This is a genomic window from Mesorhizobium sp. M2A.F.Ca.ET.046.03.2.1, assembly GCF_003952425.1.
Classification (GTDB): Bacteria; Pseudomonadota; Alphaproteobacteria; order Rhizobiales; family Rhizobiaceae; genus Mesorhizobium.
Map to the genome: position 1 here is coordinate 5,416,153 of NZ_CP034449.1, position 22,868 is coordinate 5,439,020.

20 protein-coding genes are annotated in these 22,868 nt (G+C 64.4%); 8 read left to right on the forward strand and 12 right to left on the reverse strand.

Annotated features, from left to right (window positions below; translation table 11 throughout):
- Nucleotides 1-65: 65 nt before the first annotated feature.
- Both hutH and EJ072_RS25835 read right to left on the reverse strand, forming a co-directional pair.
- Nucleotides 66-1,547: a histidine ammonia-lyase gene (hutH, locus tag EJ072_RS25830; protein ID WP_126081895.1), complete on the reverse strand. Its 1,482-nt coding sequence runs from the start codon at nt 1,545-1,547 to the stop codon at nt 66-68.
- Complete coding sequence (locus tag EJ072_RS25835) at nt 1,544-2,545, reverse strand: ornithine cyclodeaminase family protein (RefSeq protein WP_126081896.1); 1,002 nt, start codon at nt 2,543-2,545, stop codon at nt 1,544-1,546. The genes hutH and EJ072_RS25835 overlap by 4 nt, the downstream gene beginning before the upstream one ends.
- Nucleotides 2,546-2,656: 111 nt before the next feature.
- Here EJ072_RS25835 and EJ072_RS25840 point away from each other — a divergent pair, with 111 nt between their 5' ends.
- From EJ072_RS25840 to EJ072_RS25870, 7 genes are all read left to right on the forward strand, one after another.
- The gene (locus EJ072_RS25840; RefSeq protein ID WP_126083751.1) at nt 2,657-4,099 is read left to right on the forward strand and encodes a DHA2 family efflux MFS transporter permease subunit; all 1,443 of its coding nucleotides are present in this window, start codon (nt 2,657-2,659) and stop codon (nt 4,097-4,099) included.
- A gap of 280 nt (nt 4,100-4,379) precedes the next feature.
- Nucleotides 4,380-5,366, forward strand: coding sequence for an ABC transporter permease (locus EJ072_RS25845; protein ID WP_126083752.1), 987 nt, complete (start codon nt 4,380-4,382; stop codon nt 5,364-5,366).
- Nucleotides 5,367-5,453: 87 nt separating this feature from the next.
- Entirely contained in the window at nt 5,454-6,479 is a 1,026-nt protein-coding gene (locus EJ072_RS25850; protein WP_042647576.1) for a sugar ABC transporter substrate-binding protein, read from the forward strand.
- A gap of 79 nt (nt 6,480-6,558) precedes the next feature.
- Nucleotides 6,559-8,682, forward strand: a complete 2,124-nt coding sequence (locus tag EJ072_RS25855; protein ID WP_126081897.1) for an SMP-30/gluconolactonase/LRE family protein — start codon at nt 6,559-6,561, stop codon at nt 8,680-8,682.
- Nucleotides 8,679-9,728: a hypothetical protein gene (locus EJ072_RS25860; protein WP_126081898.1), complete on the forward strand. Its 1,050-nt coding sequence runs from the start codon at nt 8,679-8,681 to the stop codon at nt 9,726-9,728. Before EJ072_RS25855 ends, EJ072_RS25860 begins: the two co-directional genes overlap by 4 nt.
- The gene (locus EJ072_RS25865) at nt 9,728-11,224 is read left to right on the forward strand and encodes a sugar ABC transporter ATP-binding protein (RefSeq protein WP_126081899.1); all 1,497 of its coding nucleotides are present in this window, start codon (nt 9,728-9,730) and stop codon (nt 11,222-11,224) included. The genes EJ072_RS25860 and EJ072_RS25865 overlap by 1 nt, the downstream gene beginning before the upstream one ends.
- Before the next feature lie 256 nt (nt 11,225-11,480).
- Nucleotides 11,481-11,888, forward strand: coding sequence for a carboxymuconolactone decarboxylase family protein (locus EJ072_RS25870; protein ID WP_126081900.1), 408 nt, complete (start codon nt 11,481-11,483; stop codon nt 11,886-11,888).
- A 47-nt stretch (nt 11,889-11,935) separates the two neighbouring features.
- On the opposite strand, the gene EJ072_RS25875 is transcribed toward EJ072_RS25870, so the two are convergent.
- The 10 genes from EJ072_RS25875 to EJ072_RS25925 form a co-directional block, all read right to left on the reverse strand.
- Nucleotides 11,936-13,099 carry an IS4 family transposase gene (locus EJ072_RS25875; protein ID WP_126078352.1) on the reverse strand — a complete coding sequence of 388 codons (1,164 nt, stop codon included), beginning with the start codon at nt 13,097-13,099 and terminating at the stop codon, nt 11,936-11,938.
- A gap of 305 nt (nt 13,100-13,404) precedes the next feature.
- Nucleotides 13,405-14,292, reverse strand: coding sequence for an amidohydrolase (locus EJ072_RS25880; protein ID WP_189343374.1), 888 nt, complete (start codon nt 14,290-14,292; stop codon nt 13,405-13,407).
- Nucleotides 14,292-15,428: a VWA domain-containing protein gene (locus EJ072_RS25885; RefSeq protein WP_126081902.1), complete on the reverse strand. Its 1,137-nt coding sequence runs from the start codon at nt 15,426-15,428 to the stop codon at nt 14,292-14,294. Before EJ072_RS25885 ends, EJ072_RS25880 begins: the two co-directional genes overlap by 1 nt.
- 220 nt (nt 15,429-15,648) lie before the next feature.
- Nucleotides 15,649-16,530, reverse strand: coding sequence for a MoxR family ATPase (locus EJ072_RS25895; protein WP_126081904.1), 882 nt, complete (start codon nt 16,528-16,530; stop codon nt 15,649-15,651).
- A gap of 7 nt (nt 16,531-16,537) precedes the next feature.
- Nucleotides 16,538-17,542, reverse strand: coding sequence for a molybdopterin cofactor-binding domain-containing protein (locus EJ072_RS37370; RefSeq protein ID WP_126081905.1), 1,005 nt, complete (start codon nt 17,540-17,542; stop codon nt 16,538-16,540).
- 1 nt (nt 17,543) lies between these two features.
- Nucleotides 17,544-18,911 carry a xanthine dehydrogenase family protein molybdopterin-binding subunit gene (locus EJ072_RS37375; protein ID WP_126081906.1) on the reverse strand — a complete coding sequence of 456 codons (1,368 nt, stop codon included), beginning with the start codon at nt 18,909-18,911 and terminating at the stop codon, nt 17,544-17,546.
- An 11-nt stretch (nt 18,912-18,922) separates the two neighbouring features.
- Nucleotides 18,923-19,405: a (2Fe-2S)-binding protein gene (locus EJ072_RS25910; protein ID WP_126081907.1), complete on the reverse strand. Its 483-nt coding sequence runs from the start codon at nt 19,403-19,405 to the stop codon at nt 18,923-18,925.
- 56 nt (nt 19,406-19,461) lie between these two features.
- Complete coding sequence (locus tag EJ072_RS25915; protein WP_126081908.1) at nt 19,462-20,256, reverse strand: FAD binding domain-containing protein; 795 nt, start codon at nt 20,254-20,256, stop codon at nt 19,462-19,464.
- Nucleotides 20,257-20,271: 15 nt separating this feature from the next.
- Nucleotides 20,272-20,715, reverse strand: a complete 444-nt coding sequence (locus EJ072_RS25920) for an SRPBCC family protein (RefSeq protein WP_126081909.1) — start codon at nt 20,713-20,715, stop codon at nt 20,272-20,274.
- A gap of 105 nt (nt 20,716-20,820) precedes the next feature.
- Nucleotides 20,821-21,648, reverse strand: a complete 828-nt coding sequence (locus tag EJ072_RS25925) for an AraC family transcriptional regulator (RefSeq protein ID WP_126081910.1) — start codon at nt 21,646-21,648, stop codon at nt 20,821-20,823.
- Between the two features lie 233 nt (nt 21,649-21,881).
- Between EJ072_RS25925 and EJ072_RS25930 the strand changes: the two genes are divergently transcribed.
- Nucleotides 21,882-22,862: an IS5 family transposase gene (locus EJ072_RS25930; protein WP_189343098.1), complete on the forward strand. Its 981-nt coding sequence runs from the start codon at nt 21,882-21,884 to the stop codon at nt 22,860-22,862.
- Nucleotides 22,863-22,868: the final 6 nt, after the last annotated feature.

A 22,868-nucleotide genomic window follows, 5' to 3' on the forward strand; every position in this document is an offset into this window, starting at 1 on the left:
TTTAAGTTTCCAATTCTAAGCATGTCTTTATCGCGAAACCGGGCGCACTTGTCGGGAGACATGCTTTAGGCTCGCCACGTTCCGTCGGCGAGCGCAGCGTAGAGTGTGTTGGCACTGGTCCCCAGCGACCGGTCTTCCTTGAGCGTCGCGACATGAGAGCGGACCGCTGCGTGGATCACTCCGGTTGCCGGCGCCAGCACAAACCCTTCGCGCAGATCCACGGCCTGGGCCGCCGCCATCAGCTCCAAGGCGATCAGACGCCGCCACAGCACGATCATCTCGGCACATTTGGCGATGGTGAGCGGTGTCTGGGTGGCGTGATCCTCGACGCCCTCTGACACCGGCAGGAAGTCGAGCATTGCTGGATTGGCCTTCTGGCGGATGCCGGCGAGGATTGCCGTGACCGTTTTCTGCAACGGCACGAAGCCGGCTGATGCGCCGCCGATCGGCGACAGATATTTTGGCAGGCCGTGGCGGCTGGAGCCGGTGAGCTGGATGAAACGGGCGGCGCAGGCTGCCGCGCATTGCGCAATCGCTAGGCCAAGCGTCTCGAAAGCGAGCGCCAGCGACGAGGTATGGAAATTGCCGGTCGACAGCACGAGCGCGTCCTCCGCAAGCACCAGCGGGTTGTCGGCGGCCGCGTTCAACTCGATCTCGACCGCCAGCCTGGCGTGATCGATCGCCTGGATCAGCGCGCCGTGAATCGAGGGCATACAGCGGATCGAGAGCGGATCCTGAATGGTGGTCGGCGCCGGTTCATGGTCGCGCGCGAGCAGCTCGCGCAGCGTCTTTGCGGCCAGCGCCTGGCATGCCGCAGGGCGGGCCACATGCAGGCGCGGGTCCAGAATGGTGCGGTTCGCGCCGAGCGCCTCCATGGTCAGCGCGCCGGCCTGTTGCTGCTGTTCCATCGCCGACAGGACGTCGACAAGCGCCAGCGCGCCGGCGCCAGCCGAGACCGCCGAGGCATTGATCAGCGATAGACCGTCCTTCGGCGCCAGACTGACCGGCGCCAGACGCGCCATCATCAGCGCCTTGGCAGAGGGCATGCGACGGCTCTGGTAGTTGGCGTCGCCTTCACCGATCAGCGTGTGCGCGATCGCCGTCATCATCACCAGGTCACCGGCGCCGATCGAGCCCAGCGACGGCATGACCGGATGGACGCCGGCATTGAGGGCTTCGACGAGTGCCGTGAATACATGCTGCGAGAGACCGGAGCCACCGGCCGAAAGCATGGCGATGCGAGCAAACATCACCGCTCGCACGGTCTGTATCGGCAAAGCTTCCCCGACTGCGGCGCCACGCCCGTCGAGAAGCTGACGCTGGAAGGCACTGGCATCACCTTCCACCGCTGTGCCGAGATTGGCGCCGAGCCCGGTGTTCAGACCATAGATCTGCTGCCCGCCGGCCGCGGCCTCGTCGAGGACTTTCCGCGCCTTGCCGAGCTTCTCGATGACCAGCGGCGTGACTTCGACCTTGTCGGAATTGCGCGCGACGGCGGCAACATCCTCGATGCTGACGCCGGCGCCGGTGAGAACGAGCGGGCTCATGCGAAGCGCAGCCTCTGGCCGATGCCGTTTTCGCCGGCCTTGGCGAGCATCGCTTTGCCGAGCGCGATGTCGGAGAGCGAGAGGCCGCGATGCCAGAACAGGATCGTCTCGCCATCGCTTTGCCGGCCCGGCTTCAGGCCGGCCGCGATCTGGCCGAGTTCGGCGTGCAAAGTCGCCTCGCTCAGCCGTCCCGTCTCGACATGGGCGCGCAACGAGCCGAACTTGCCGCCCTTGCACTGGCCCCAGTCGTCGACGACGATCTTCTGCATGATGTCGGTCAGCGACAGCTCGACCGCGCTCATCGTGCCATAGGGCACGACCAGCGCGCCGCGCTTGATCCATTCGGTCTTGAGCAGCGGCTGCGGCTCCGGCAGCCGCGAGGCCTCGACGACGATGTCGGCGCCTTCGACGCAGCTTTTCCAGTTGGCCACCGCCAGCACCGGCTTGCCGAGGTCGGCGGCGAGCTTCGCGGCGAAGGCGTCACGGCTTTCGGGCCGGCGCGAATGGACGCGGATCTCGTCGAAGTCGAAGAGGTGGTCGAGCAGCCGTACGTTCCAATAGGCGGTGCCGCGCGCGCCGACATGGGCGAGCACCTTGGACGACTTCTTCGCCAGATGCTTGGCGCCGATGGCGGTGACCGCGCCCGTGCGCATGTCGGTGATGACGGTGGCGTCGAGGATGGCGCGCGGCGTACCGGTGCGCGGATCGAAAAGATTGAGGATGCCGAATTCCGACGGCAGGCCGTGCATGTAATTGTCGACATAGTCGCCGACGATCTTCACGCCGGCGGCGTCGAGCGGCGCCACATAGCCGCGCAGCACGTTGAAGTGGCCGTGGAAGGAGGGATCCGGCTCGAGATGGACGCGCGGCTCGATAACGATCTGGCCCTTGCCCTGCGCGACGAGCCCGGCCTCGACGGCGCCAATGATCTCGGCGTCGGTCATGGCAAGCGCTTCGATGTCGAGAGCGTTGAGGTAGTCGATGTAGATAGGCTTCATGCGTTTCCCTCGGCCGGCCCGCGCTCTTCCATAACAGGCGGAGAGGCGACACGAAAGTTTGTTGGATAAGCTCTGGACTGGACGGGGCTTATGCTGTTCAACCAGCGCGTCATGACCAGCATCCCCGACAACGCAGCCGTGTCCCCGTCCGGAGATTCCGCAGGCCAGGCGCGTCGTGTCGCGCTGATCGTGGCGGTCGCCTTCTTCATGCAGCTGCTCGATTCGACGATCATCTCGACGTCGCTGCCGCAGATGGGCCATTCCTTCGGCGTGCCGGCGGTGGCGATGAGCATCGGCATCACCGCCTATATGCTGACCATGGCGGTGTTCGTGCCGCTGTCGGCCTGGCTTGCCGACCGTTTTGGCGCGCGCAATATTTTCCTCCTGGCGATCGCGCTGTTCACGCTGGCTTCGGTTGCCTGTGGCTTTTCGCAGAGCCTGACGGAGTTCGTCGCCGCTCGCATCGTGCAGGGCCTGGGCAGCGCGCTGATGACGCCGGTTGGCCGCATCCTGGTGCTGCGCAACGCCGAGAAATCCGAGCTGATCGCCGCGACGGCGTTGATCACCTGGCCGGCTTTGTTCGCGCCGGTGGTCGGGCCGGTGCTTGGCGGCTTCATCACCACCTATCTCTCCTGGCATTGGAATTTCTTCATCAACGCGCCGCTGGGGCTGGCCGGGCTTGCGCTGGTTGCCCGCTTCGTGCCGGGCGACCGCGATTCCGAGGCGAAGCCATTCGATTGGCCTGGCTTTTTCCTCACCTCGCTCGGCCTTGCGGTGATGCTTTACGGGCTCGAACGCCTGGCGCATCCCGAGGACGGCCTGCTGCCGACGATAGGCTCCATCGGCATCGGCATCGTGATCGGCTGGTTCGCCGTTCGCCATCTCTTGCTGGCCCGCCATCCGCTGCTCGACCTTTCGGCCTTCAAGGTGCTGACCTTCGCGATCTCAACGCTTGCCGCGGGCACCGTCTTCCGTGTCGCGATCAACGCCACGCCATTCCTTTTGCCGCTGCTGTTTCAGGTCGGCTTCGGTCTGCGTCCGGTCGATGCCGGCCTGTTGGTGCTGGCCTATTTCCTCGGCAATCTCGGCATGAAGACGGTCACGACGCCGACGCTCAGGCGCTTCGGCTTCCGCACCGTGATGGTGGTGAACGGGGCGATCGCATCGCTGGCGATGATGGCTTGCGGCGCGATCTCGCCGCAGACGCCGCAGGTGCTGGTGGCGGCGCTGATGCTGGTCGCCGGTCTTACGCGCTCAATGCAGTTCACGGCGCTGAACACGCTGGCCTTCGCCGATATCGGCGCGCCGCAGCGAAGCTCGGCGGCGACGCTCTCGAGCATGCTGCAGCAGATCTCGATGCTGTTCGGCGTGGCGATCGCGGCGGCGATCCTCAACTTGTCGCAGATCTTCAGGGGCGAAGCCTTGCCCGACCTCGTCGACTTCAGAATCACCTTCGTCGCGATCGGCCTGCTTGGTCTTGCCGCGGCGACGCGTTTCCTGGTGCTGCCGGCGAATGCCGGCGCCGAGGTTTCGGGGCATTCGACGAACAATTGAGGTCGGGCCGGGGGGATTTCGCGGACTCAAATTCCGCCGGCCGCGTCGCCCTCGAACGGGTTCTTCCGCGAGCCGCGTGATCGGGGCAACGAGCCGCCAAAAAGCCCAAGAGTTTCCGCCTATTGCGCCAGTTACGGCAATCGATGCGTCCACTCGGAAAATAGTCGGAGAGGCGCGGTCCTTGAACGCGGATTCATTTGACGAGCCGCTGTCGGGCCGATTAGCTTTCGTGCGGGATGGCGGCTTGCAGGGCCTTGCCATCGGGGCGAAAGACAAAGCGATGAACGCGATCGGCTGGCCGAACTGGAGGCGCCTTAATCAGGAAGGCATTGTCTTTGCCATCGCCATCCTTCTGTTCGCTGCTGCAGCGCTCAGTTTGCCCGGGTTCCTGACCGCCGACAATCTGGTGGCAATCGTACGGTCGGTGTCCGTGCTCGGCATCCTTGCGCTCGGCATGGCGGTCGTCATCATCGGCCGCGGCATCGATTTGTCGGCGGTGGCGATCATGGCGATGTCGGTCGCCTGGTATCTGCAACTGCTCAACACCGGCACCTCGGATGGGCTCGCCTTCGCCTATGTGCTGGCGGGCGTTTTAGCCATCGGCCTGCTCAACGGCTTTCTGGTCGCCTATGCGGACGTTCCGGCGATCTTCGTCACTTTGGCTACCGGCTCCTTCGTGTTCGGCTATGTGCGCTCGCAACTGATCACGCAGGATGCCGTTCCGGTGCCGCAAGGCCATTGGGTGGAGCTGCTCGGCGGCGTGCGCTTCCTCGACATACCGGTCGAGGTCTTCGTCTTTGCCGGACTGGCGTTCCTGGTCTTCCTGTTCCTGCGCTACACCAAATGGGGCCGCTTCATCTATTTCGCCGGCGACAACCCGGTCGCGGCGCGCAACATCGGCATTCCGGTGCGCCCCATGCTGGTGCTGCGCTACGCGCTTTCGGCGGTGGTGGCGCTGATCGCCGGCCTGCTCACAGCGGCCAGCCTGCATTCAATCAACACGCGCGTCGTCAATTCGACCCTGCTCTACGACATCGTGCTGGTGGCGGTGATCGGCGGCATCGGCCTGTCCGGCGGCAGGGGCGGGGTGCGCAACGTGCTGGTGGGGGCGGCGCTGATCGGCATCCTGCTCAACGCCATGACCATCATCGACATTCCGCTGCTCTACCAGAACCTGATCAAGGCGGCGATCCTGCTCGGAGCCATCATCGTCGATGGCATCATCAACCCGCGCGACGAGCAGACCGCGCAACAGGGCGATATTTAGAGCAGATGGGCCAGCCCATCCTGCTCTGGGGTACCCGGAGCGATCGTGACGATCGCCCGGCAATGAAAACCGAACCAGAGGTGTGACATGAGACTACTTAGAACATTGATGGCCGCCGCCACGGCGCTCGCCGTTACCGCCTTCGCGGCGCCGAGCTTCGCCGCCGACGATCCAGGTCCCGCCGCCTATGCCAAGGCGCTCAACGGCAAGCGCGTCATGCTGGTGCCGCTGGCGATGGGTTTCGACCTGGCGCAAGGCTGGGCGCATTACCTGAAGAAGGAAGTCGAGGCCTGGGGTGGCACCTTCGAGACCCGCGATCCGAACTGGGTGGTCGATGCCGGCGCGCAGGCGATCACCGACGCCATCGCTTCCGACACAAGGCCGGATGTTCTGATCATCCACGCGCCGGACCTCAACTCCTATTCGAAGCTGATGAAGAAGGCGCAGGCCGCCGGCACCTATGTGATCCTGGTCGACAATCCGGCCAACTTCCCGGCCGATGCCTTCGTCGGCAGCGACTGGGACAAGCTCGGCCAGCTCGAAGCGGAAGCGGCCATCAAGGGCTGCGGCGAGAATTCGTCCAAGAAGATCGGTCTTGTGCAGGGCGACCAGGCGAACTCGTCCAGCCTCTACCAGTATGCCGGCATCATGAAGGTGCTGGAGAAGCATCCCGACTTCCAGGTCGTCGCCAAGCCGGATTCCAATTGGGACGCGACCACCTCGCGCAACGTGACGACGACGATGCTGCAGCAGCACCCCGACATCTGCTCGATCATCGACTTCTGGGACGGCGACGCCACCGGCGCCTCGGCTGCGATCCGCGACGCCAAGCTCGACGGCAAGGTGTTCCTGGTCACCACCGGCGGCGGCGAGAAGGCAGCCGATTGCGACAAGCTGAACGACGGCACCTATGGCGCCGTGGTGATGACCGATCTTGCCCGCCAGTCGGGCGACATGAACGCCATCATCAAGTTCCTGCTGCAGAGCGGCCAGCCGGCCGGCACCTCGCACACCTATATCTACACGCTAGAGAAGGCGACGACCAAGGCGGATCTCAAGCCCGACAGCTGTTGGGACCTGAAGGCGCTGCAGGCCGAAGCCGCGGCGAAATAAGGCGCGCCGCCCGAACGCATCCACGAGGTGGTCGGATCGTTCCGGCCACCTCTTTTCCCGTTGATGACAGCAGCCGCCGATGACTTTTCGTGAACGCCTCCAGGCCTGGCGCTACAATCTCGTGCCCGACCATCTGGTCGGGGAGATCCTGACCAAGCGCTGGACCGACAACGCCATACCTTTCCTGGCGCTGGTGGCGACGCTCGGCGTGTTCGGCTCGATCATTCCGGGTTTCTTCAAGCTCACTTCGCTGCAGGAATCGACGCGCCAGCTCGGCGAGTTCTCGTTGGTGGTCATCGGCATGACGGTGGTGATGCTGGGCGGCGGCATCGACCTCTCGGTCGGCTCGATCTTCGCGCTGTCCTGCTTTTCCGCCGTCTATGTCTTCTTCATCCTCGAGCAGTCGATCTGGCTGGCCCTGGCCGCGGCGCTCGCCACCGGGCTCATCTTCGGCGCCATCAACGGCTACCTCGTAGGGTATCTCAGGCTGCGCGCCTTTCTCACCACGCTGGTCACCTTCATCTTCGGGCGGGCGCTGTTCGACATATTGGTCAGCACCTATGCCGCCGATGTGCAGCTTTCCCAGGCCTCGTCCGACGTGCTCGATTTCATCGGCGACGGGACATTCTGGGGCCTGTCGATTTCGGTCTGGCTGGCCGTCATCCTCGCCATCGTCACGCATATCGCGCTGACGCGCTCGCGGCCGGGTTGGCACGTGCTGGCGGTGGGCGGCTCGCGGCGCTCGGCGCACAATGCCGGCATCCGCGTGCGCCGCACCGTCTTCATGACCTATGTCTTTTCCGGCTTCTGCTCATCGATCGGCGGGTTCCTCATCGCCTGCCGTCTGAGCGGGGCGGGCCCGGGCACCGGCCTCAACCTGGAAATCATGGCGCTGACGGCGGCGGTGGTCGGGGGCGTAAGCCTCGGCGGCGGGCGAGGCTCTGTGGTCAAGGGCCTGATGGGCGCCATCATCGTGCTCACCATGACCAACGGCCTGATCCGGCTCGGCTACGGCACCGGCACCAACCAGATGGTGCTCGGCATCCTGCTCGCGGTCGCCGTCACCATCGACATCCGCTGGCTGAAGAACCGACACAAGGTGCTGAACGAGGTCTATGTCGCGCCGGTCTATCTCAAGATGGGCGAGACGCAATCGGCCGCGCCCGGCTCCGGCACGCCCTACGAGCTCGACAACCGGCTGTCGGCAGCGGACCATATCGGGCTCGGCGAGCTGGAGGGACCGGAAGATGTTATCCTCGATCGTGACGACCATCTCTATTGCGGCACACGCCACGGCGAGATCGTTCGCTTCTTCGCGCCGGACTATGTGAAGTCGGAAGTGTTTGCCCATATCGGCGGCTTTCCGCTGGGCCTTGCTTTCGACAAGCAAGGCAATCTGATCAGCTGCGTCGGCGCCATGGGGCTCTATTCGGTCTCGCCGGAGCGCGAGGTGAAGCGCCTTTCGGCCGAAACGTCGCGCTCCTGGACCTCGATCGTCGATGATGCGCGCCTGCGCGACCCGAACGACTGCGACATCGCGCCGGACGGCCGCATCTATTTCACGGATTCCACCAAGCGCTATGACGCGCATGACTGGGCGCTGGACTCGATCGAGAACCGCGCCACCGGACGCCTGCTGGTCTATGATCCGAAGGACGGCTCGACGAAGACGCTGCTCGACGGTTATCGCTACACCAACGGGGTCTGCATGGCGCATGACGGCAAGTCGCTGTTCTTCGCCGAAAGCTGGGCCTGCCGCGTGCATCGCTACTGGCTGGAAGGGCCGAAGGCCGGCACCGCCGAATGCGTCATCCGCGACATGCCAGGCTATCCCGATAACATCAATCGCGCGTCGGACGGCAATTACTGGATGGCCTGGCTCGGCATGCGCACGCCGAGCTTCGACCTGTCGCTACGCCACCCAGATATGCGCAAGCGCATGACGCGGCGCCTGCCGCAGGACGAATGGCTGTTTCCCAACATCAACACCGGCGGCGTGGTGAAGTTCAACGAGAAGGGCGGCATCGTTGAGACGCTCGGCGATCTTTCCGGCAACGCGCATCCGATGGTGACGTCGATGCGCGAGCACAAGGGCTATCTGTTCGTCGGCGGCATCCTCAACAACCGCATTGGCCGCTACAAGATTTCGGGCGCCGACCCGAACTGGACCAGCCCCGCTTCCTATTGGGGAGCAAGACCATGATCCTCGATCCGATCCTGGATGTCTTTCGCGGCAGGGCGGTCACCATTCCGCCACTCGACGGCGCCTTCCGCCCCAACACGCGGCTGGATGACCTGCCTGCCTTCGCCGAATTGAGCGAGCCGGACAATCTGCTGTCGGCGGTCGGCCGGCTGCTCGTCTCCAGCGGCAATGCCGTCCTTGCGATCGCGGCCGGTGCCGAGGCTGTCGTGGTCGAGACATTTCAGTCGCCAGTCACCGCGCTGGCACTGTCGCCAGAGGGGGACCTGACTGCCGGATTGGAAAACGGCAAGCTGCTGATTGCCGGCAAGGAGGTTTCGCTGCCGGCCGAATTAAGGTGCATCACCGCGCTTGCCTATGCCGATGACGGCACGCTGTGGCTGGCCAATGGTTCGGCCCAGCACCTGCCTTCGCAATGGGCGGCCGACCTGATGAAGAAGGGCGCGTCCGGCTCGCTGTGGCGGCGCGGGGCAGGGGGCATCAGTTTCCAGAGGATCGCCGGTGACATCGCCTTTCCTTATGGGCTGCATCCGATCGGCGCCGACGTGCTGGTGAGCGAAAGCTGGCGTCACCAGCTTGTTCGCTTCGACGGATCGAACGGCAACCGCTCGACGGTGCTGACGCATCTGCCCGGCTATCCCGCGCGGCTTTCGCCGGCCGGCGATGGTGGCGCCTGGCTGACGCTGTTTGCGCCACGCAACCGGCTGATCGAATTCGTGCTGCAGGAAACGCATTATCGCCAGGACATGATCGATCAGGTGCCGCCGGCCTACTGGATCGCTCCCGCGCTCGCCTCCAGCCGCAGCTTCCTCGAGCCGCTGCAATGCGGCGGCATCCGCACCATGGGCATCCACAAGCCGTGGTCGCCCAGCCGCTCTTACGGGCTCGTCGTGAAGCTGGACCCGGCCCTGCAGCCGCAATTCAGCCTGCACAGCCGCGCCAATGGCACGCGCCACGGCGTCTGCAGCGTGGCCGAACGGGATGGCCGCCTGTACGTCGCCGCGAAAGGCGGCGATTGTGTGCTGGCGCTCGATACGGGAGGTTTCTGATGGAACCGATCATCCGACTGGAAAACGTCACCAAGACCTATCGCGGCGTGCCGGCGGTGAAGAATGTCAGCTTCGATCTGAGGAAGGGCGAGATCCACGCGCTGCTCGGCGAGAACGGCGCCGGCAAGTCGACGCTGACCAAGATCATCGCCGGCGTCGTCGACGCGACGTCGGGCAAGATGTTCCACAAGGGCGTCGAGACGGCGTATGCCTCGCCACACGCCGCACTGGAAGCCGGCATCGCCATGGTGTTCCAGGAGACCAGCCTGGTGCCGTCGATGACGGTGGCGCAGAACCTCTATCTCGGTACCGAGAAATTCCTCAACCGGCTGCGCGGCACCTATATCTCGGCGCAGCAATTCCTGCAGTCGCTGAATTTTCCGGTCGACCCCAATGCCATGGTGGCGACGCTTGGCGCTGCCAAGCGTCAGATGGTCGAGATCGCGCGCGCCGTCCACCACAATGCCGAGATCATCATATTCGACGAGCCCACGGCGACGCTGACGCCCGAGGAGAAGCGCCATTTCTTCGCGCTGATCCGGAGGCTGAAGGCGCGCGGTGTCTCTATCGTCTTCATCAGCCACGCGCTGGAAGAAGCGCTGATGATCGCCGACCGCATCACCATTTTGCGCGACGGCGAACTGGTGATCACCGACGACACCTCCGCCTTCGACCGCGACAGGATCGTCGCCGCCATGGTCGGGCGCTCGCTGACGGGCCAGATCTACCGCCAGCGCGACGAGACGAAATTGCGCAAGGCCGGCAAGAAGGTGCTCTCGGTGCAGGACATCTCGATGAGCAACATCGTGCGCAACAATTCCTTCTCGATCTTCGAGGGCCAGATCACCGGCGTGTTCGGGCTGATCGGCTCCGGCCGCACCGAGACTTTCAAGATCGTCTCAGGCATCTACAAGCGCGACTTTTTGCGCGGTGGCGCGATTGAATTGGACGACAGACCGGTACGCTACCTCGTGCCGAGCGAGGCGGTGGCCGACGGCATCGTCTATGTCACCGAGGACCGCAAGAGCGAAGGCATCTTCGAGACGATGGGCATTGCGGAGAACCTGTTCGGCGGCCTGCTCGCCGCCGGCCGCGAAAAGGCCTGGGTGATCAACCAGCAGGAGATGCGCCAGCTCTCGGCCGAATGGACCAAGACGCTCAACATCAAGGCGATCAACGACAATGCGCGCGTGGTCGAGCTCTCCGGCGGCAACCAGCAGAAAGTGGTGATCGGCAAGGGGCTGGTGCAGCAGCCGCGCATCGTCATCTTCGACGAGCCGACGCGCGGCGTCGACGTCGGCGCCATCGCAGAGATCCACCAGATCATCAACCGGCTGGCCGACGAAGGTCTCGCCGTCGTCGTCATCTCGTCCTACCTGCCGGAGATCATAAACCTGTCGGACCGCATCCTTGTCTGCCGCCAGGGCCGCATCGTGGAGGAGTTCTCTCCGGCGGAGGCTACGGAGGAGAAGATTATGTATGCGGCGGTGCACTAGGGTGTGCCGATATTCAGGTGAGGCCGGCCTGCAAATGGCGAGCTCCTCCGCTTCCGGTGCTCACGTACGAAAGTACGCTCCGCTCCGGTTCTCGGAGCCCACCATTTTCGACTCGGCCTGACCTGAATCTGGACACACCCCACCGGTGCCGCCTGCCACGCCGAAAGGCGCAAGTGCCAATCAAGTGAATGGACTATCGGAGGCTATTAAGCATCCGGATTCAATCCCAGCATCTAAAACTGAAAGGAAAACGCTCATGGCCACCACAAAGCTTTTTACCGACGCCGAGGTCGAAAAGATCCCGGCGGTGAAGGCCGTGTTCGACGATATCCGGGCGACGCGGAAATCCGATTTCGTCAACAATTTCTGGCGCGGGCTGGCCAATGATCCGGCGGCGCTGAAGCGGGTTTGGAAGCAGCTCAAGGCGGTGATGGTCGCCGACAGTGCCATCGATCCGCTGACAAAGGAAATGATCTATATCGCCGTCTCGACCGCCAATGGCTGTTCCTACTGCATCCATTCGCACACCGCCGCCGCGCGGGCCAAAGGCATGACCGACGTGCAGCATGGCGAGCTGGTGTCGATCATCGGGCTCGCCGGGCAGACTAACCATCTGGTGACGGCCATGCAGATACCGGTCGACCCGCAATTCGAGGTGAAGTGAGACGCCGACTTTCCCTTCTCCCCTTGTGCAGGGCTGTCCGGGGAAAGTTAGACATAGTCGAGGCTCATCTGATCGGGAGAGCAGCGGGGGTACCTTCGACTTGGATTGACGGGCGGCGGTTTGTCGATGGCGGCGATGTGGCGCCGCTCGAACAGGCATCGTGTCACCAGGTCGGTGAAGCGCAGGATCGGCAGTGCAACGCGATATGCGCGCGCTGCAATGCGCAACAGCGCATAGGCGATCATGGCGGCGAAGAGCTGCAGGCGGATGGCGTTGTCATTGTTGCCGAGGAACTTACGGATCTTGAGGTGCTGCTTGATCCAGCGGAACAGGAGCTCAATCTGCCAGCGCCCCTTGTAGAGGGCTGCTATGTCGGCGGCCGAGCGCTCGAGATCGTTGGTCAGCAGCGTGATGGTGTCGCCTTCGTCTCGCTTCACGATGATGCGACGCAAGCGGATCGGCAGTTTGGAATCGCCTTTGCTGGCAAAGCTCACCTCGGCATCCTCAAGCACGGTGAAGCCATCGCCGTGCATGGCTGCGAGGGGACGATCGCACACCAGCTTGAGCCCCATGTTGGTTTTGGGCCGGGTGACGAAGAAGGCTTGCGCCGCCGCGATCGCCGTCCACCAGCCGTAGTGGCAGTAACCCTTGTCGAACACGTAGGTCGCACCGTCTTCGATAGAGATGGTGCGGCCGATCTGGGCGTCGTTGACGTTGGCATCGGTGATGTCGAGGACGCGCGGACAGTCGCTGTCTGGATCATAGACGATATGCAGCTTCATGCCGCGGATGCGGCCGTTCGACTTGGCCCAGTCGCAAAGCTTGCCGAGCGGGATGGGCGTGGAATCGATCAGCCGCAGCATGGCACTGCCTTCGCGACGCATCTGCCGGTCGAGTTGGCCTGCAAGCAGGGCGAACGTCTCGGCGAAGACGGCTACAGGGCGGCGCCGGTTGGCGTCCGACAAGGTCGAGCGCCGCAACAGGTCGCTGCCGAGGTGGTAATGGTGCTGGCAGTTGGCGTTCCAGCCGGCTTGCAGGCTGCGAAGGCTCGTCGCGCCGCTGAGCTGAGCATAGATCAACACCACGAGATGGTCCCAGCTCTTGAACGACTTGTCATACGCATCCCCGTCATGGCTATCCACAATCGTCTGGAAGCGGCGACGATTGATCGGTTCAACCAGCTTGCCAAGAATGCTAGGCGTAAAGCGCATGCCCCGTTCCCTTTCTGAGTCTCGACAACCAGAAGGTAGACGGAAAATCCCCGTCTTACGGGGCATGCACATGCGGCATTTCGATTCACCCGAACCTTTCCCCGGACAGCCCTGCCTTGTGGGAGAAGGTGGCCGAGCGAAGCTCGGACGGATGAGGGGTGTTCCAGCGGAGTGAGACGTGAAAAGATCTAAGATGCTGAAAGCACTTACTTTTTAACGTCTCACTCCGCTGGAGCACCCCTCATCCGTCTCGGCGCTGCGCGCCGATCCACCTTCCCCCACAAGGGGGGAAGGAAGAGGCAGCATTACGCCGGCCGATACACTTTCTCCGCCGTGTTCCAGAAGATGTCCGCCTCGGCCTTTGCACCATGCCTCGCCACCGCCGCGCGGTGCGCCTTGATCAGCTCGGCGTGGCTGGTCCAGAGCTTCTCGATCGGGAAGTTCGAGCCGAACATCAGGCGGTCGCTGCCGAGGATGTCGATCGCATTGTCGACGATGTAGGCGATGAGCTCCGGGTCGTTGCGGTGGACGAAGGTGCCGAGCCCCGACAGCTTGGCGTAGAAATTGGGCGCCGCCGAAAGCGTGCGCAGGCCGGCCTTCCACGCTTCGGTGGTTTCCGGCTCCATGCTGGTGAGCATGCCGGCATGGGTGAGGATGAAATTCGTCTCAGGGTTCTCGCCGACCAATGCCAGGCCATCCTTCATCTGCGCGGGAAAAAGCTGCAGGTCGAAGGAGAGGCCGTAATCCTTCAGCCGCGCCACGTTCTTCCGCACTTTCGGGTCGATCACCTGATCGGCCGAGGCGGCAAAGCGGAAGGCGGGAGTCTCGTGCCAGTGCAGCTGCATGCGCACGGCGCGCAGCAGCTTGTATTTCATCAATCGGTCGATCTGCGGGCGCACGTCATCGACCGTCATATCGGCATAGCCGACGATGGCGTGTGGCCAACCGGTTTCTTGCGCCGTCTTCTGCAGGAAGGCGACTTCCTTCTCGAAATCCTCCTTGGCCCAGTTGGTCTGGACATAGACGGCCTTCTCGACGCCCGAGCCTTTCTGGTCCTCGAGGAACTCCGTGATCGCGTAATCGCGGCGGATCGGCTCGTAGGGGCCGAAGATGCGCGGCACCATCGGCCCGACCAGCCAGGGCTGATCCTTTTGGCGCCAGATGTGGAAATGCGCGTCGACGGCTTTCTGCATCACGATACCCTCTTCCAGATGGAATCGGCCGCCGGGGCGGGGCGGGCGAGCGACAGGATGAAATCGGTCAGACTCCCGATCGACGAGCCGTCGACCAGATCGTCAAGCACCGGCAGGATTGCCCGCAGCGCCGATGTCGCCGGGCGAAAACGCGCGTCGCCGGCGAGCGGCGTCGCCAGCGAAAGCCGGAAGGCGCGGGCGCCGAGGCGGCGCATGGCGATCTCCAGTTCGGCATGGCTGCCGCGTTCCAGCCCATCGGACAGCACGACGACGCAGGCGCCGCGCGCGAAGGCGGAAAAGCGCGGCACCGACAGGAAAGCGAGCAGCGTCGGGCCCATGCGAGTGCCGCCGTCCCAATCGTCGACAAGCGCCGCGGCGCGGGCGAGCGCCTGCCCGCGGTCGCGGATGCGCAGCGCCGAGGTGATACGGGTGAGCCGAGTGCCAATGGTGAAGACTTCGGCGCGGTCCGCGCCCTGCACGGCGGCGTGCGCGAGCTTGAGGTAATCGGCCGTGTGCAGCTTCATCGAGCCGGAGACATCGATGAGCAGGAGCAGTTTGCGCGGCACGGCCCGCCGGCGGCGCAGCAGCGGCGAGGGTATGTCGCCATCGGCGCTGACGATTTCCTTGAGCGAACGCCTGAGGTCGAGCGTGCCGCGCGAGCGGGTGCGGATCGTGCGGAAGGAGCGGCGGGCGGGCAGGGCGGATACGAGCTTGCGGCGGAACTGGCCCAGGCCATCGTCGTCGTGCTGGAAATCGCGGCTGCTCAGTTGTTCCAGCTCTGAGGAGAGCTCGCCGCCTTTTTCCTGGCGAGCGACCTGGTTCTCTTCCTCGCGCGCGCCGCGATCGTCCTTGACGCGGGTCTCGTCGTCCTCCTCGGCTTCGATCGAAGGCTTGGCGTCGCCGTAGAAATAGGCGCGGAAATGCGCCTCGAATTCGCCGCGGCGATCGGGCGAGGGCGCGAGTGTCGAAAGAGCCGCCTCGCGGATGTCGTTCATCGAGCGGGGGCCGAGCAGGGTTACCGCCTGCATAAAGCTGGAGATCTGTTCCGGGGCGATGGCGAAGGCGTGATCACGGAGCAAACGGGCGAAGCCGAGGAAAGGCGCGGCGGCAGGGCGCAGATTTTGCGGGCGCCTCATTCCTTCGCGCCCCCCTCTCCGGGCATCTCCCCCACAAGGGGGGAGATTGGCAGCTTGGGCGCGCCGCTCGATCCTGCGACGTCGGCGATTGGCGAAAGCCGACGCGACATCTGATCTCCCCCTAAGTGGGGGAGATGTCCGGCAGGACAGAGGGGGGCGCGGTCCCGCCAGCGTAGCTCACTAGCCCGGGAAGATGAGCCTAGCGCGCTGCGGTCGCCCATCACGCCAGCGCCTCCTCGACAATCCTCCCCAGTTCCGGCGTGATCGCCGACAAATCCTCCTCATCCTTGATCAGCACGCCGATGGCCCGCCGAAAGGCCTCCGGCCACGGGCTGCCGCCCTTTTCGAGGATGGTCGCGGCATTCGCCCATTCCACCGCTTCAGCGATGCCCGGCGGCTTTGCGAGAGGCCGCGCGCGGATCTCCTGCACGGCATTCGACACTGCGCGCGCCGTCGCCTCGGCAACGTCGCCCGAGCGCAGCATGATAATCTCGGCCTCGCGCCGGGCGTCGGGATAGCCGATCCAGTGGTAGACGCAGCGCCTGCGCAGCGCCTCGGCCAGCTCGCGGGTGCGGTTCGAAGTCAGGATGACGATCGGCTGCGTCGCTGCGCGGATGGTGCCGCGCTCGGGGATGCTGATCTGAAAGTCGGAGAGGAATTCCAGAAGCAGTGCTTCGAACTCGTGGTCCGAGCGGTCGATCTCGTCGACAAGCAATACACGCTCGACCGGCGCGCGCAGCACCTGCAGCAGCGGCCGGGCGATCAGGAAACGGTCGTCATAGATGTCGATCTCGTGCTCGCCGGCATGGCGGATGGCGAGCAGCTGGCGCTGGTAGTTCCATTCGTAAAGCGCATGCCCGGCGTCGATGCCTTCGTAGCATTGCAGCCGCACCAGTTCGCGGCCGAGCAATTCGGCGACCGCCTTCGCGGCCTCGGTCTTGCCGACGCCCGGCGCGCCTTCGAGCAGCAGCGGCTTGCTGAGCCGGATCGCCAGGAAGATAGCGGTGGCGAGGCTGTCGTCGGCCAGATAGCGCGAGGCGGCAAGGCGCGCGGCGATCGCCTCCGGCGAAGCCGCGATCTCAACGACGTCGGCGCTGGGCATTGTCCCCTCAGCTCGCGGCCCGCGCCTTCAGCGCGCGCAGGATGCGTTCGGGCGTGATCGGCAGCGTGTCGATGCGCACGCCGACAGCGTCGAAGACGGCGTTGGCGACGGCCGGGATCTGCGGGTTGGCGCACATCTCGCCTGGACCCTTGGCGCCGAACGGTCCGTCGGCGGAAGGTCGCTCCAGCACGATAATCTCTGTCTCGGCGAGGTCGCCCGGCCCCGGCATCAGATACTGGTTGAAGTCGGTGCCGCCATGGTCGCGGTTCGGATAATAAGGCTCGGTCGTCTCGTAGAGCGCATGGCTGATGCCCATCCAGGAGCCGCCGACCAGCTGCTGCTCGACCATCTTCGGGTTGAGCGCGCGGCCGATCTCGAAGACATTTTTCACGGTGAGGACCGTCACTTCGCCGGTCTCGTCGTCGACCTCGACCTCGGCCACGGTGCAGGCATGGGCATAGCAGGTCGACGGCTTCATCGCGCCGGTCTCCTTCTCCGGATAGGAGCGCGGGATCAGGAACATGCCGCGGCCCGAGATCGAGCGGCCGCGCTTGAAATGCGCCGACAGCGCGACATCGAAGATCGAGATCGATTTCTGCGGCGCACCCTTCACCTGGATGTTGCCCTGGCCGTCGGTATCGAGGTCGGAGGCGTTCACCTCGAGTTCTTCGGCCGCGACTTCCAGCATCACCTGGCGGGCTTCCTTGGCTGCCTGGATGACGGCATTGCCGGCACGGTGCGTGCCGCGCGAGGCGAAGGTGCCCATGCAGTGCGGGCCGGTGTCGGTGTCGGCGGTGTCGACGACGACGCGGTCGGTCGGCACGCCGATCGTCTCGGCGCAGATCTGCGCCATGATCTGCTTCATGCCCTGTCCCAGATCGACGCTGGAAAGCGTGACCATGAAATTGCCCGTAGGCGTCGAATGCACCAGCGCCTGGGTCGGGTCGCCGCCGAGGTTCATGCCGGTCGGATAGTTGATCGCGGCGACGCCGCGTCCACGCCGAATCGCCATCTCAGGCTCCCTTCCTGTAGGAGGACATCGCCATGTATTTTTCCGCCACCGGCCAGTTGGCGGCGCGCGAGGCTTCCTGCATGCATTCGATCAGCGCCGCACCCTCGGTCGGCTGGCGATGCGCCTTCATGTCGCCGTCGCGATAGGCGTTGATGAAGCGGAATTCGAGCGGGTCCATGCCGATCAGCCGCGCCAGCTTGTCCATCTGCACTTCCAGTGCGAAGTCGCTGATGGTGACGCCGAAGCCGCGCATGGCGGAGGAGGGGGTGCGGTTGGTGTAGACGCAATAGGTGTCGATCCAGACATTCGGGATCGTGTAGGGCCCGGGATAGTGCGCGGCGCCCTTCTGCGCGCCGTAGGGCGAGTGGCGCGAATAGGCGCCGGCGTCGGTGTAGCCGGTCACCTTGCGCGCGACGATGCGGCCGTCCTTCATCACGCCGTCCTTGATGACGATCTTCTCGGCCGCGCGCGGCGAGGAGATCTGCATCTCCTCCTCGCGGCTGTAGACGAAGGAAACCGGGCGTCCGGTGAGCTTGGCGCCGAGAATGGCGATCGGCTCGACGATGACGTCGACCTTGCCGCCGAAACCGCCGCCGACCGTGCCGCCGACGAAATGCAGCTTCGAGCCCGGCATCTGCAGGATGATCGAGGCGTTATCGAGGGTGAAGAACATCGCCTGCGTGTTGGTGTAGCAGGTGAACCGGTCATTGCCTTCGGGCGCCACAACGCAGCCCGTCGTCTCGGTCGGCGCGTGCTCGATCGGCGAGGACTGATAGGACTGTTCGAGGATGTGGTCGGCCTGGGCAAAGCCCGCTTCGACATCGCCGAAGCGCACCTTGCGGCATTCGCCGCTGTCATAGAGATAATAGTTCTGGCCGTGATACTCGTTGACCAAGGGGGCGCCGGGCTTCAGCGCCTCCTCCATGTCGAAGACCGCCGGGAGCACCTCGTAATCGACCTTGACCTTGGCGGCGGCTTCCTGCGCCGCGCGCTCGGTCTCGGCCAGCACTGCCACCACGGCCTCGCCCTTCCAGCGCACCTTGCCGTCGGCAAGCACTGTCTCGTCCTCGGGACCCACCTGGATCAGGATCAGGATGGTGTAGACATTGTGCGGCACGTCCTTGGCGGTCAGCACGCGCACGACGCCCGGATGCTTCTCCGCTTCCGACGTATCGATCGAGCGGACACGGGCATGGTGATGCGGGCTGCGCACCATCTTCAGATGCAGCATGCCCGGGAAGTTCCGGTCGGCGAAATAGGCGGTCTTGCCGGTGACGTGTCCCGGCGAATCGAGCCGCGGCCGCGGCTGGCCGATCTCGTTGAGACCGTCCTTGCGGACATCGGCGAAATAGTCCTTGCGCAGTTCCATGGCTCGTTCCCTCAGGCGGCGTTCTGCGAGTTGGCGCGCGCGGCAACCAGCACCGCCTGGATGATCGGCTCGTAGCCGGTGCAGCGGCAGATGTTGCCGGACAGCGCCTCGACCACGTCGTCGCGGCTGGGGTTCGGCGTGCGGTCGAGAAGCACTTTTGCCGCCATGATCATGCCCGGCGTGCAGAAACCGCATTGCGTGGCGAAGGCATCGAGGAAGGCGCGCTGCAGCGGATGCAGCACGCCACCCTCGGCAAGGCCGGCCGTCGTCTTGATGTCGGCGCCGTTGCAGGTCTCGGCCAGCGTCAGGCAGGATAGCCTCAGTTCACCGTCAATGATGACGGAGCAGGCGCCGCAGGTGCCCTGATGACAGCCGCCCTTGGGCGAGGTGTCGCCGATCTTGTCCCTGAGCGCGTGGAGCAGCGTCGTGCCGCTCTCGATGAATTCAGCCTTTTCGGAGCCATTGAGCGTGAATTGAACCGGGACCTTCGCCATTTTTCCTCCCTGCGCGCCTGCCCGGATGAACCGAACAGACGCGAATCCCCCACGGATTAATTCGACAACAGCCGGCCGAGATGAACCGGCAGGACCTCGGTGCGATACCAGGCACTGGCGATCGGGTCGGTGATCGGCGCAATGCCTTCGCCCGCGGCGGCAAGCGCCGGCGCGATTTCCCGCGGCGTGAGCTTGCAGCCGAGCAGCGCCTTCTCCGCCGCCGTGGCGCGGATCGGGCGATCGGCCATGCAGCCCAGCGCGATCCGCGCCGAGACCACCGTGCCGTCGGCCGCAAGTTCCAGAAGCGCGGCGATGCTCAGCACCGACACACCCTTGGGTTTGACGCGCGACACTTTCAGGAAGCGGAAGCTCTCCGCCCCGGGCAATGCAAAGCCGACAGTGGTGACGATGGCGCGACTGGTGTCGCGATTGGCCAGGAAGGTCTCGATCGGCGTCTCGCCGTCTTCGTTGACGACGGTCGCGCCCAGCGCCAGCAGTGCCACGGCGAAATCGCCGTAAGGGGCAGGGGCGAACAGATTGCCGCCGACGGTCGCCATGTTGCGGATCGCCGGCCCGCCGACGGCGCACGCGGCCGGCGCGAGTGCGGCAAGCTCGGGATGGCTGGCAATGGCGGCCATGGTGACGGAGGCGCCGAGCCCTACGTTGCCGCCCGCAACAGCGATTTGCGAGAGGCCAGGATCGGTGACGCGGACCAGGCTGGATGTGGACACATCGCCTTCATTGGCCGCGCGGACGACAAGCGTACCGCCGCCGAGATAGCGCGTGCCGGCGGCTTGCAGTGCGGCATTGGCGTCCTTCACGGTCGAAAAAGTCTGCAGCGCAAGCGACATGGCGCGCTCCCCGGTTCAACTGTTGACGGCGAAATGGGCCTTCAGGGCGTTGAAGCCGCCCTGGAAGACGTTGGCGCCCATGCCCTCGGCCAACTTGTCGGCCTCCTCCGGCGCTGCGTCGAAGCTCGCCGTCCATTCCGCATAGGTGCGGTTGCCGTCGGTGACGCGGCGCAATTGCAGCGTCGCCTTGTGATTGGTGAGCGGCTGCGGCGTTTCGAGGATGGAATAGCTGACCAGGAAATTCTCGTCCGAGAAGTCGAGCAGCTTTTCACGCAGGGTCGCGCCGCTGACCAGTTTGAAATTGCGCACGCAGCCGATCGTAGTTGCGTCCTTGCCGTCCTCGATGAGGCTTTCCACCATGCGAGGATGCCAACCGGGCAAACCGTTGAAGTCGCGGATGCGCGCCCAGACCTGCTCGACCGGCGCGTCGATGACGCTGGAAATGGTGACTTTCGCCATAGACTCGTTCCCTTGCAAAGATCGGGAGAAGGCTAAGGCTGTCGGTCAGCTTGCGCTTATCAATGCGTCTTGAAGGCGTATCAACCAGTCGGAAAAACAGGCGCCTCAGGACGTCGCCCGAGCGGCTTCACGATAGAGCGTCGGCGGCACGCCGACATGGTCGCGGAAGAAGCGTGAGAAATTGCCCTGGGTGGTGAAGCCGAGATTGCAGGCGACGGAGATCAGCGGTTCCTGCGACCACTGCAGCTGGCGCACGGCTTCCTCCATGCGCAGCGTGTTCCAGTAGACGTTCGGGGTCAGGCTGGTCTGTTCCTTGAAGAGCGCAAAGAAATGCGGTCGGGAGAGCCCGACCGAACGGGCGACATCGTCGAAGGAGATGCGCTCGCAGACATTGGCCTTCATCAGCTGGATCGCCTTGCGGACACGGAAGTCGAGCATCGTGTTGATGCGCGCACGGGCTATCTGCGGCGACGAAGCGTCCGCTGCGTCGAGCACTGAGTCGATGAAACGCTCGATCTCGTAATTGGCGACGTCGTCGATGCTCTCATTGTCGGTGAGATGATCGAGCAGGTTGGCCGCCGCCTGGTGCAGCCAGGGCTCCAGCGTGATCGCGGCCTGCGTGAACAGCGGCGCCGAGGAGGGCAGGTCGCGGCGCCGGCGCGCCCAATCCGGGTCGATGTAGAAGGCCAGGAACAGGCCGGGCCTGCCGTCATGCGACAGCGCGTGGCTGTGCGGCTGGAATGAGTTGATGCCCGCTGCCGTGAACGGCCCAAGCCGCACCGTTTCCCGGCCGATGGTCATTTCGCCTGCCGTGCCTTCCAGCCAGATGATGAGATGTGCCTCGCCATGGGCATGGGTGACGAAGTCGTTGGCGACATTCAGCACGGAAACATGCCCGAACCGGCCCCAATAGAGCCTGATCGCGTCCGTCATGGGTATCGTTCCTCCCGCAGGCGACTGGCCTCCCTTCGCCTGCCCAAGGATAGTGCGGCTGAGTTTGCGGTGGCGTCAAGGCGGGCAAAGATGACGGACGCTTTGGGGGGCGGCAAGCGGACGGATTTTCAGACTGAGCGATAGGGGTGGCGACCCCTTCTCCCACAAGGAGGGCTTTGCACGGAACTGAGTTGGTGATTCCGTATGTCCGGCATGAAGGGGAGATGATTCGGATGGTCGATCGCGTGCTTGGACAACTGAGCCTTGCGGATGGGCTGGTGTGGTCGGATGTGACGGAGCTTGACCAGATCTCGCGAGTGATCGACTGGGTGCCGATCAAGGCGCTTCTTGGTCAGCGCAGCGGACCAGGACGGGGCAATATTAGCTATCCGGCCGAGGCCTTGCTGCGCTGTCTGCTGCTTGGCGTGTGGAACAATCTCAGCGATCCTTCGCTGGAGGCACAACTGCGCGACCGGCTGTCGTTCCGCCGCTTTGCCGGTTTCAGCCTGTCGGACCCCACGCCGGACCATTCGACGTTGTGGCGTTTCCGCGAGGAGCTGAAGTGCGATGGGCTGATCGACCGGGTGTTTTATGAGATCACGCGGCAGCTTGAGCAGAAGGGGCTGATCGTCAAGCGCGGCACGTTGATTGATGCCTCCTTCATGCAGGCCGCCGCGCGCCCGCCGGCGAAGCCGAAGAAGGGTGAGGAGGCGACGGCGCGGCCATCGGCTGATGGCGAGGCACGTTGGGGACGCAAGGGCACCAAGACCGTGTTCGGCTATAAGGTGCACAACGGCGTCGACGATGCTCATACGCTGATCCGGCGCATGGACTTCACGGATGCATCGGTCACCGATACCGAGCCGGCCGACGGCCTGATCATCGGGGACGAGAAGGCGGCCTATGGCGACCAAGCCTACTACACCCATGCCCGCCATGCCCGGCTGAAGCAGGCCGGCATCAAGGACCGGCTGATGCACAGAGCCAACAAGCACCATCCGCTGACGCCGCGTCAGAAGCAGCGCAACCGGCTGATCTCGAAGGTGCGGGCGGCAGTGGAGCGGCCGTTTGCAGTGTTCAAACAGCGCTACGGCATGCGGCGACTGCGCTTCTTCAACCTTGCCACCAACAGGACGCAGTGCATGCTTGCCGGCTGCGGCTACAATCTGCAGCGAGCGGCCGCAGTCCTTTTCCCGAAGAGGAAGCCGGCATGAGGCGCA

Excerpts from the sequence above, each read along its gene's own strand:
- EJ072_RS25915 (WP_126081908.1), bottom strand. The coding sequence starts at position 20,256 with ATGTCGCTTGCGCTGCAGACTTTTTCGACCGTGAAGGACGCCAATGCC.
- EJ072_RS25865 (WP_126081899.1), top strand. The coding sequence starts at position 9,728 with ATGGAACCGATCATCCGACTGGAAAACGTCACCAAGACCTATCGCGGC.
- EJ072_RS25885 (WP_126081902.1), bottom strand. The coding sequence starts at position 15,428 with ATGAGGCGCCCGCAAAATCTGCGCCCTGCCGCCGCGCCTTTCCTCGGC.
- EJ072_RS25870 (WP_126081900.1), top strand. The coding sequence starts at position 11,481 with ATGGCCACCACAAAGCTTTTTACCGACGCCGAGGTCGAAAAGATCCCG.
- EJ072_RS37370 (WP_126081905.1), bottom strand. The coding sequence starts at position 17,542 with ATGGCGATTCGGCGTGGACGCGGCGTCGCCGCGATCAACTATCCGACC.
- EJ072_RS25840 (WP_126083751.1), top strand. The coding sequence starts at position 2,657 with ATGACCAGCATCCCCGACAACGCAGCCGTGTCCCCGTCCGGAGATTCC.
- EJ072_RS25925 (WP_126081910.1), bottom strand. The coding sequence starts at position 21,648 with ATGACGGACGCGATCAGGCTCTATTGGGGCCGGTTCGGGCATGTTTCC.
- EJ072_RS25850 (WP_042647576.1), top strand. The coding sequence starts at position 5,454 with ATGAGACTACTTAGAACATTGATGGCCGCCGCCACGGCGCTCGCCGTT.
- hutH (WP_126081895.1), bottom strand. The coding sequence starts at position 1,547 with ATGAGCCCGCTCGTTCTCACCGGCGCCGGCGTCAGCATCGAGGATGTT.
- EJ072_RS25855 (WP_126081897.1), top strand. The coding sequence starts at position 6,559 with ATGACTTTTCGTGAACGCCTCCAGGCCTGGCGCTACAATCTCGTGCCC.
- EJ072_RS25845 (WP_126083752.1), top strand. The coding sequence starts at position 4,380 with ATGAACGCGATCGGCTGGCCGAACTGGAGGCGCCTTAATCAGGAAGGC.
- EJ072_RS25895 (WP_126081904.1), bottom strand. The coding sequence starts at position 16,530 with ATGCCCAGCGCCGACGTCGTTGAGATCGCGGCTTCGCCGGAGGCGATC.
- EJ072_RS25875 (WP_126078352.1), bottom strand. The coding sequence starts at position 13,099 with ATGCGCTTTACGCCTAGCATTCTTGGCAAGCTGGTTGAACCGATCAAT.
- EJ072_RS25835 (WP_126081896.1), bottom strand. The coding sequence starts at position 2,545 with ATGAAGCCTATCTACATCGACTACCTCAACGCTCTCGACATCGAAGCG.
- EJ072_RS25880 (WP_189343374.1), bottom strand. The coding sequence starts at position 14,292 with ATGCAGAAAGCCGTCGACGCGCATTTCCACATCTGGCGCCAAAAGGAT.
- EJ072_RS25920 (WP_126081909.1), bottom strand. The coding sequence starts at position 20,715 with ATGGCGAAAGTCACCATTTCCAGCGTCATCGACGCGCCGGTCGAGCAG.
- EJ072_RS25910 (WP_126081907.1), bottom strand. The coding sequence starts at position 19,405 with ATGGCGAAGGTCCCGGTTCAATTCACGCTCAATGGCTCCGAAAAGGCT.
- EJ072_RS25860 (WP_126081898.1), top strand. The coding sequence starts at position 8,679 with ATGATCCTCGATCCGATCCTGGATGTCTTTCGCGGCAGGGCGGTCACC.
- EJ072_RS25930 (WP_189343098.1), top strand. The coding sequence starts at position 21,882 with ATGGTCGATCGCGTGCTTGGACAACTGAGCCTTGCGGATGGGCTGGTG.
- EJ072_RS37375 (WP_126081906.1), bottom strand. The coding sequence starts at position 18,911 with ATGGAACTGCGCAAGGACTATTTCGCCGATGTCCGCAAGGACGGTCTC.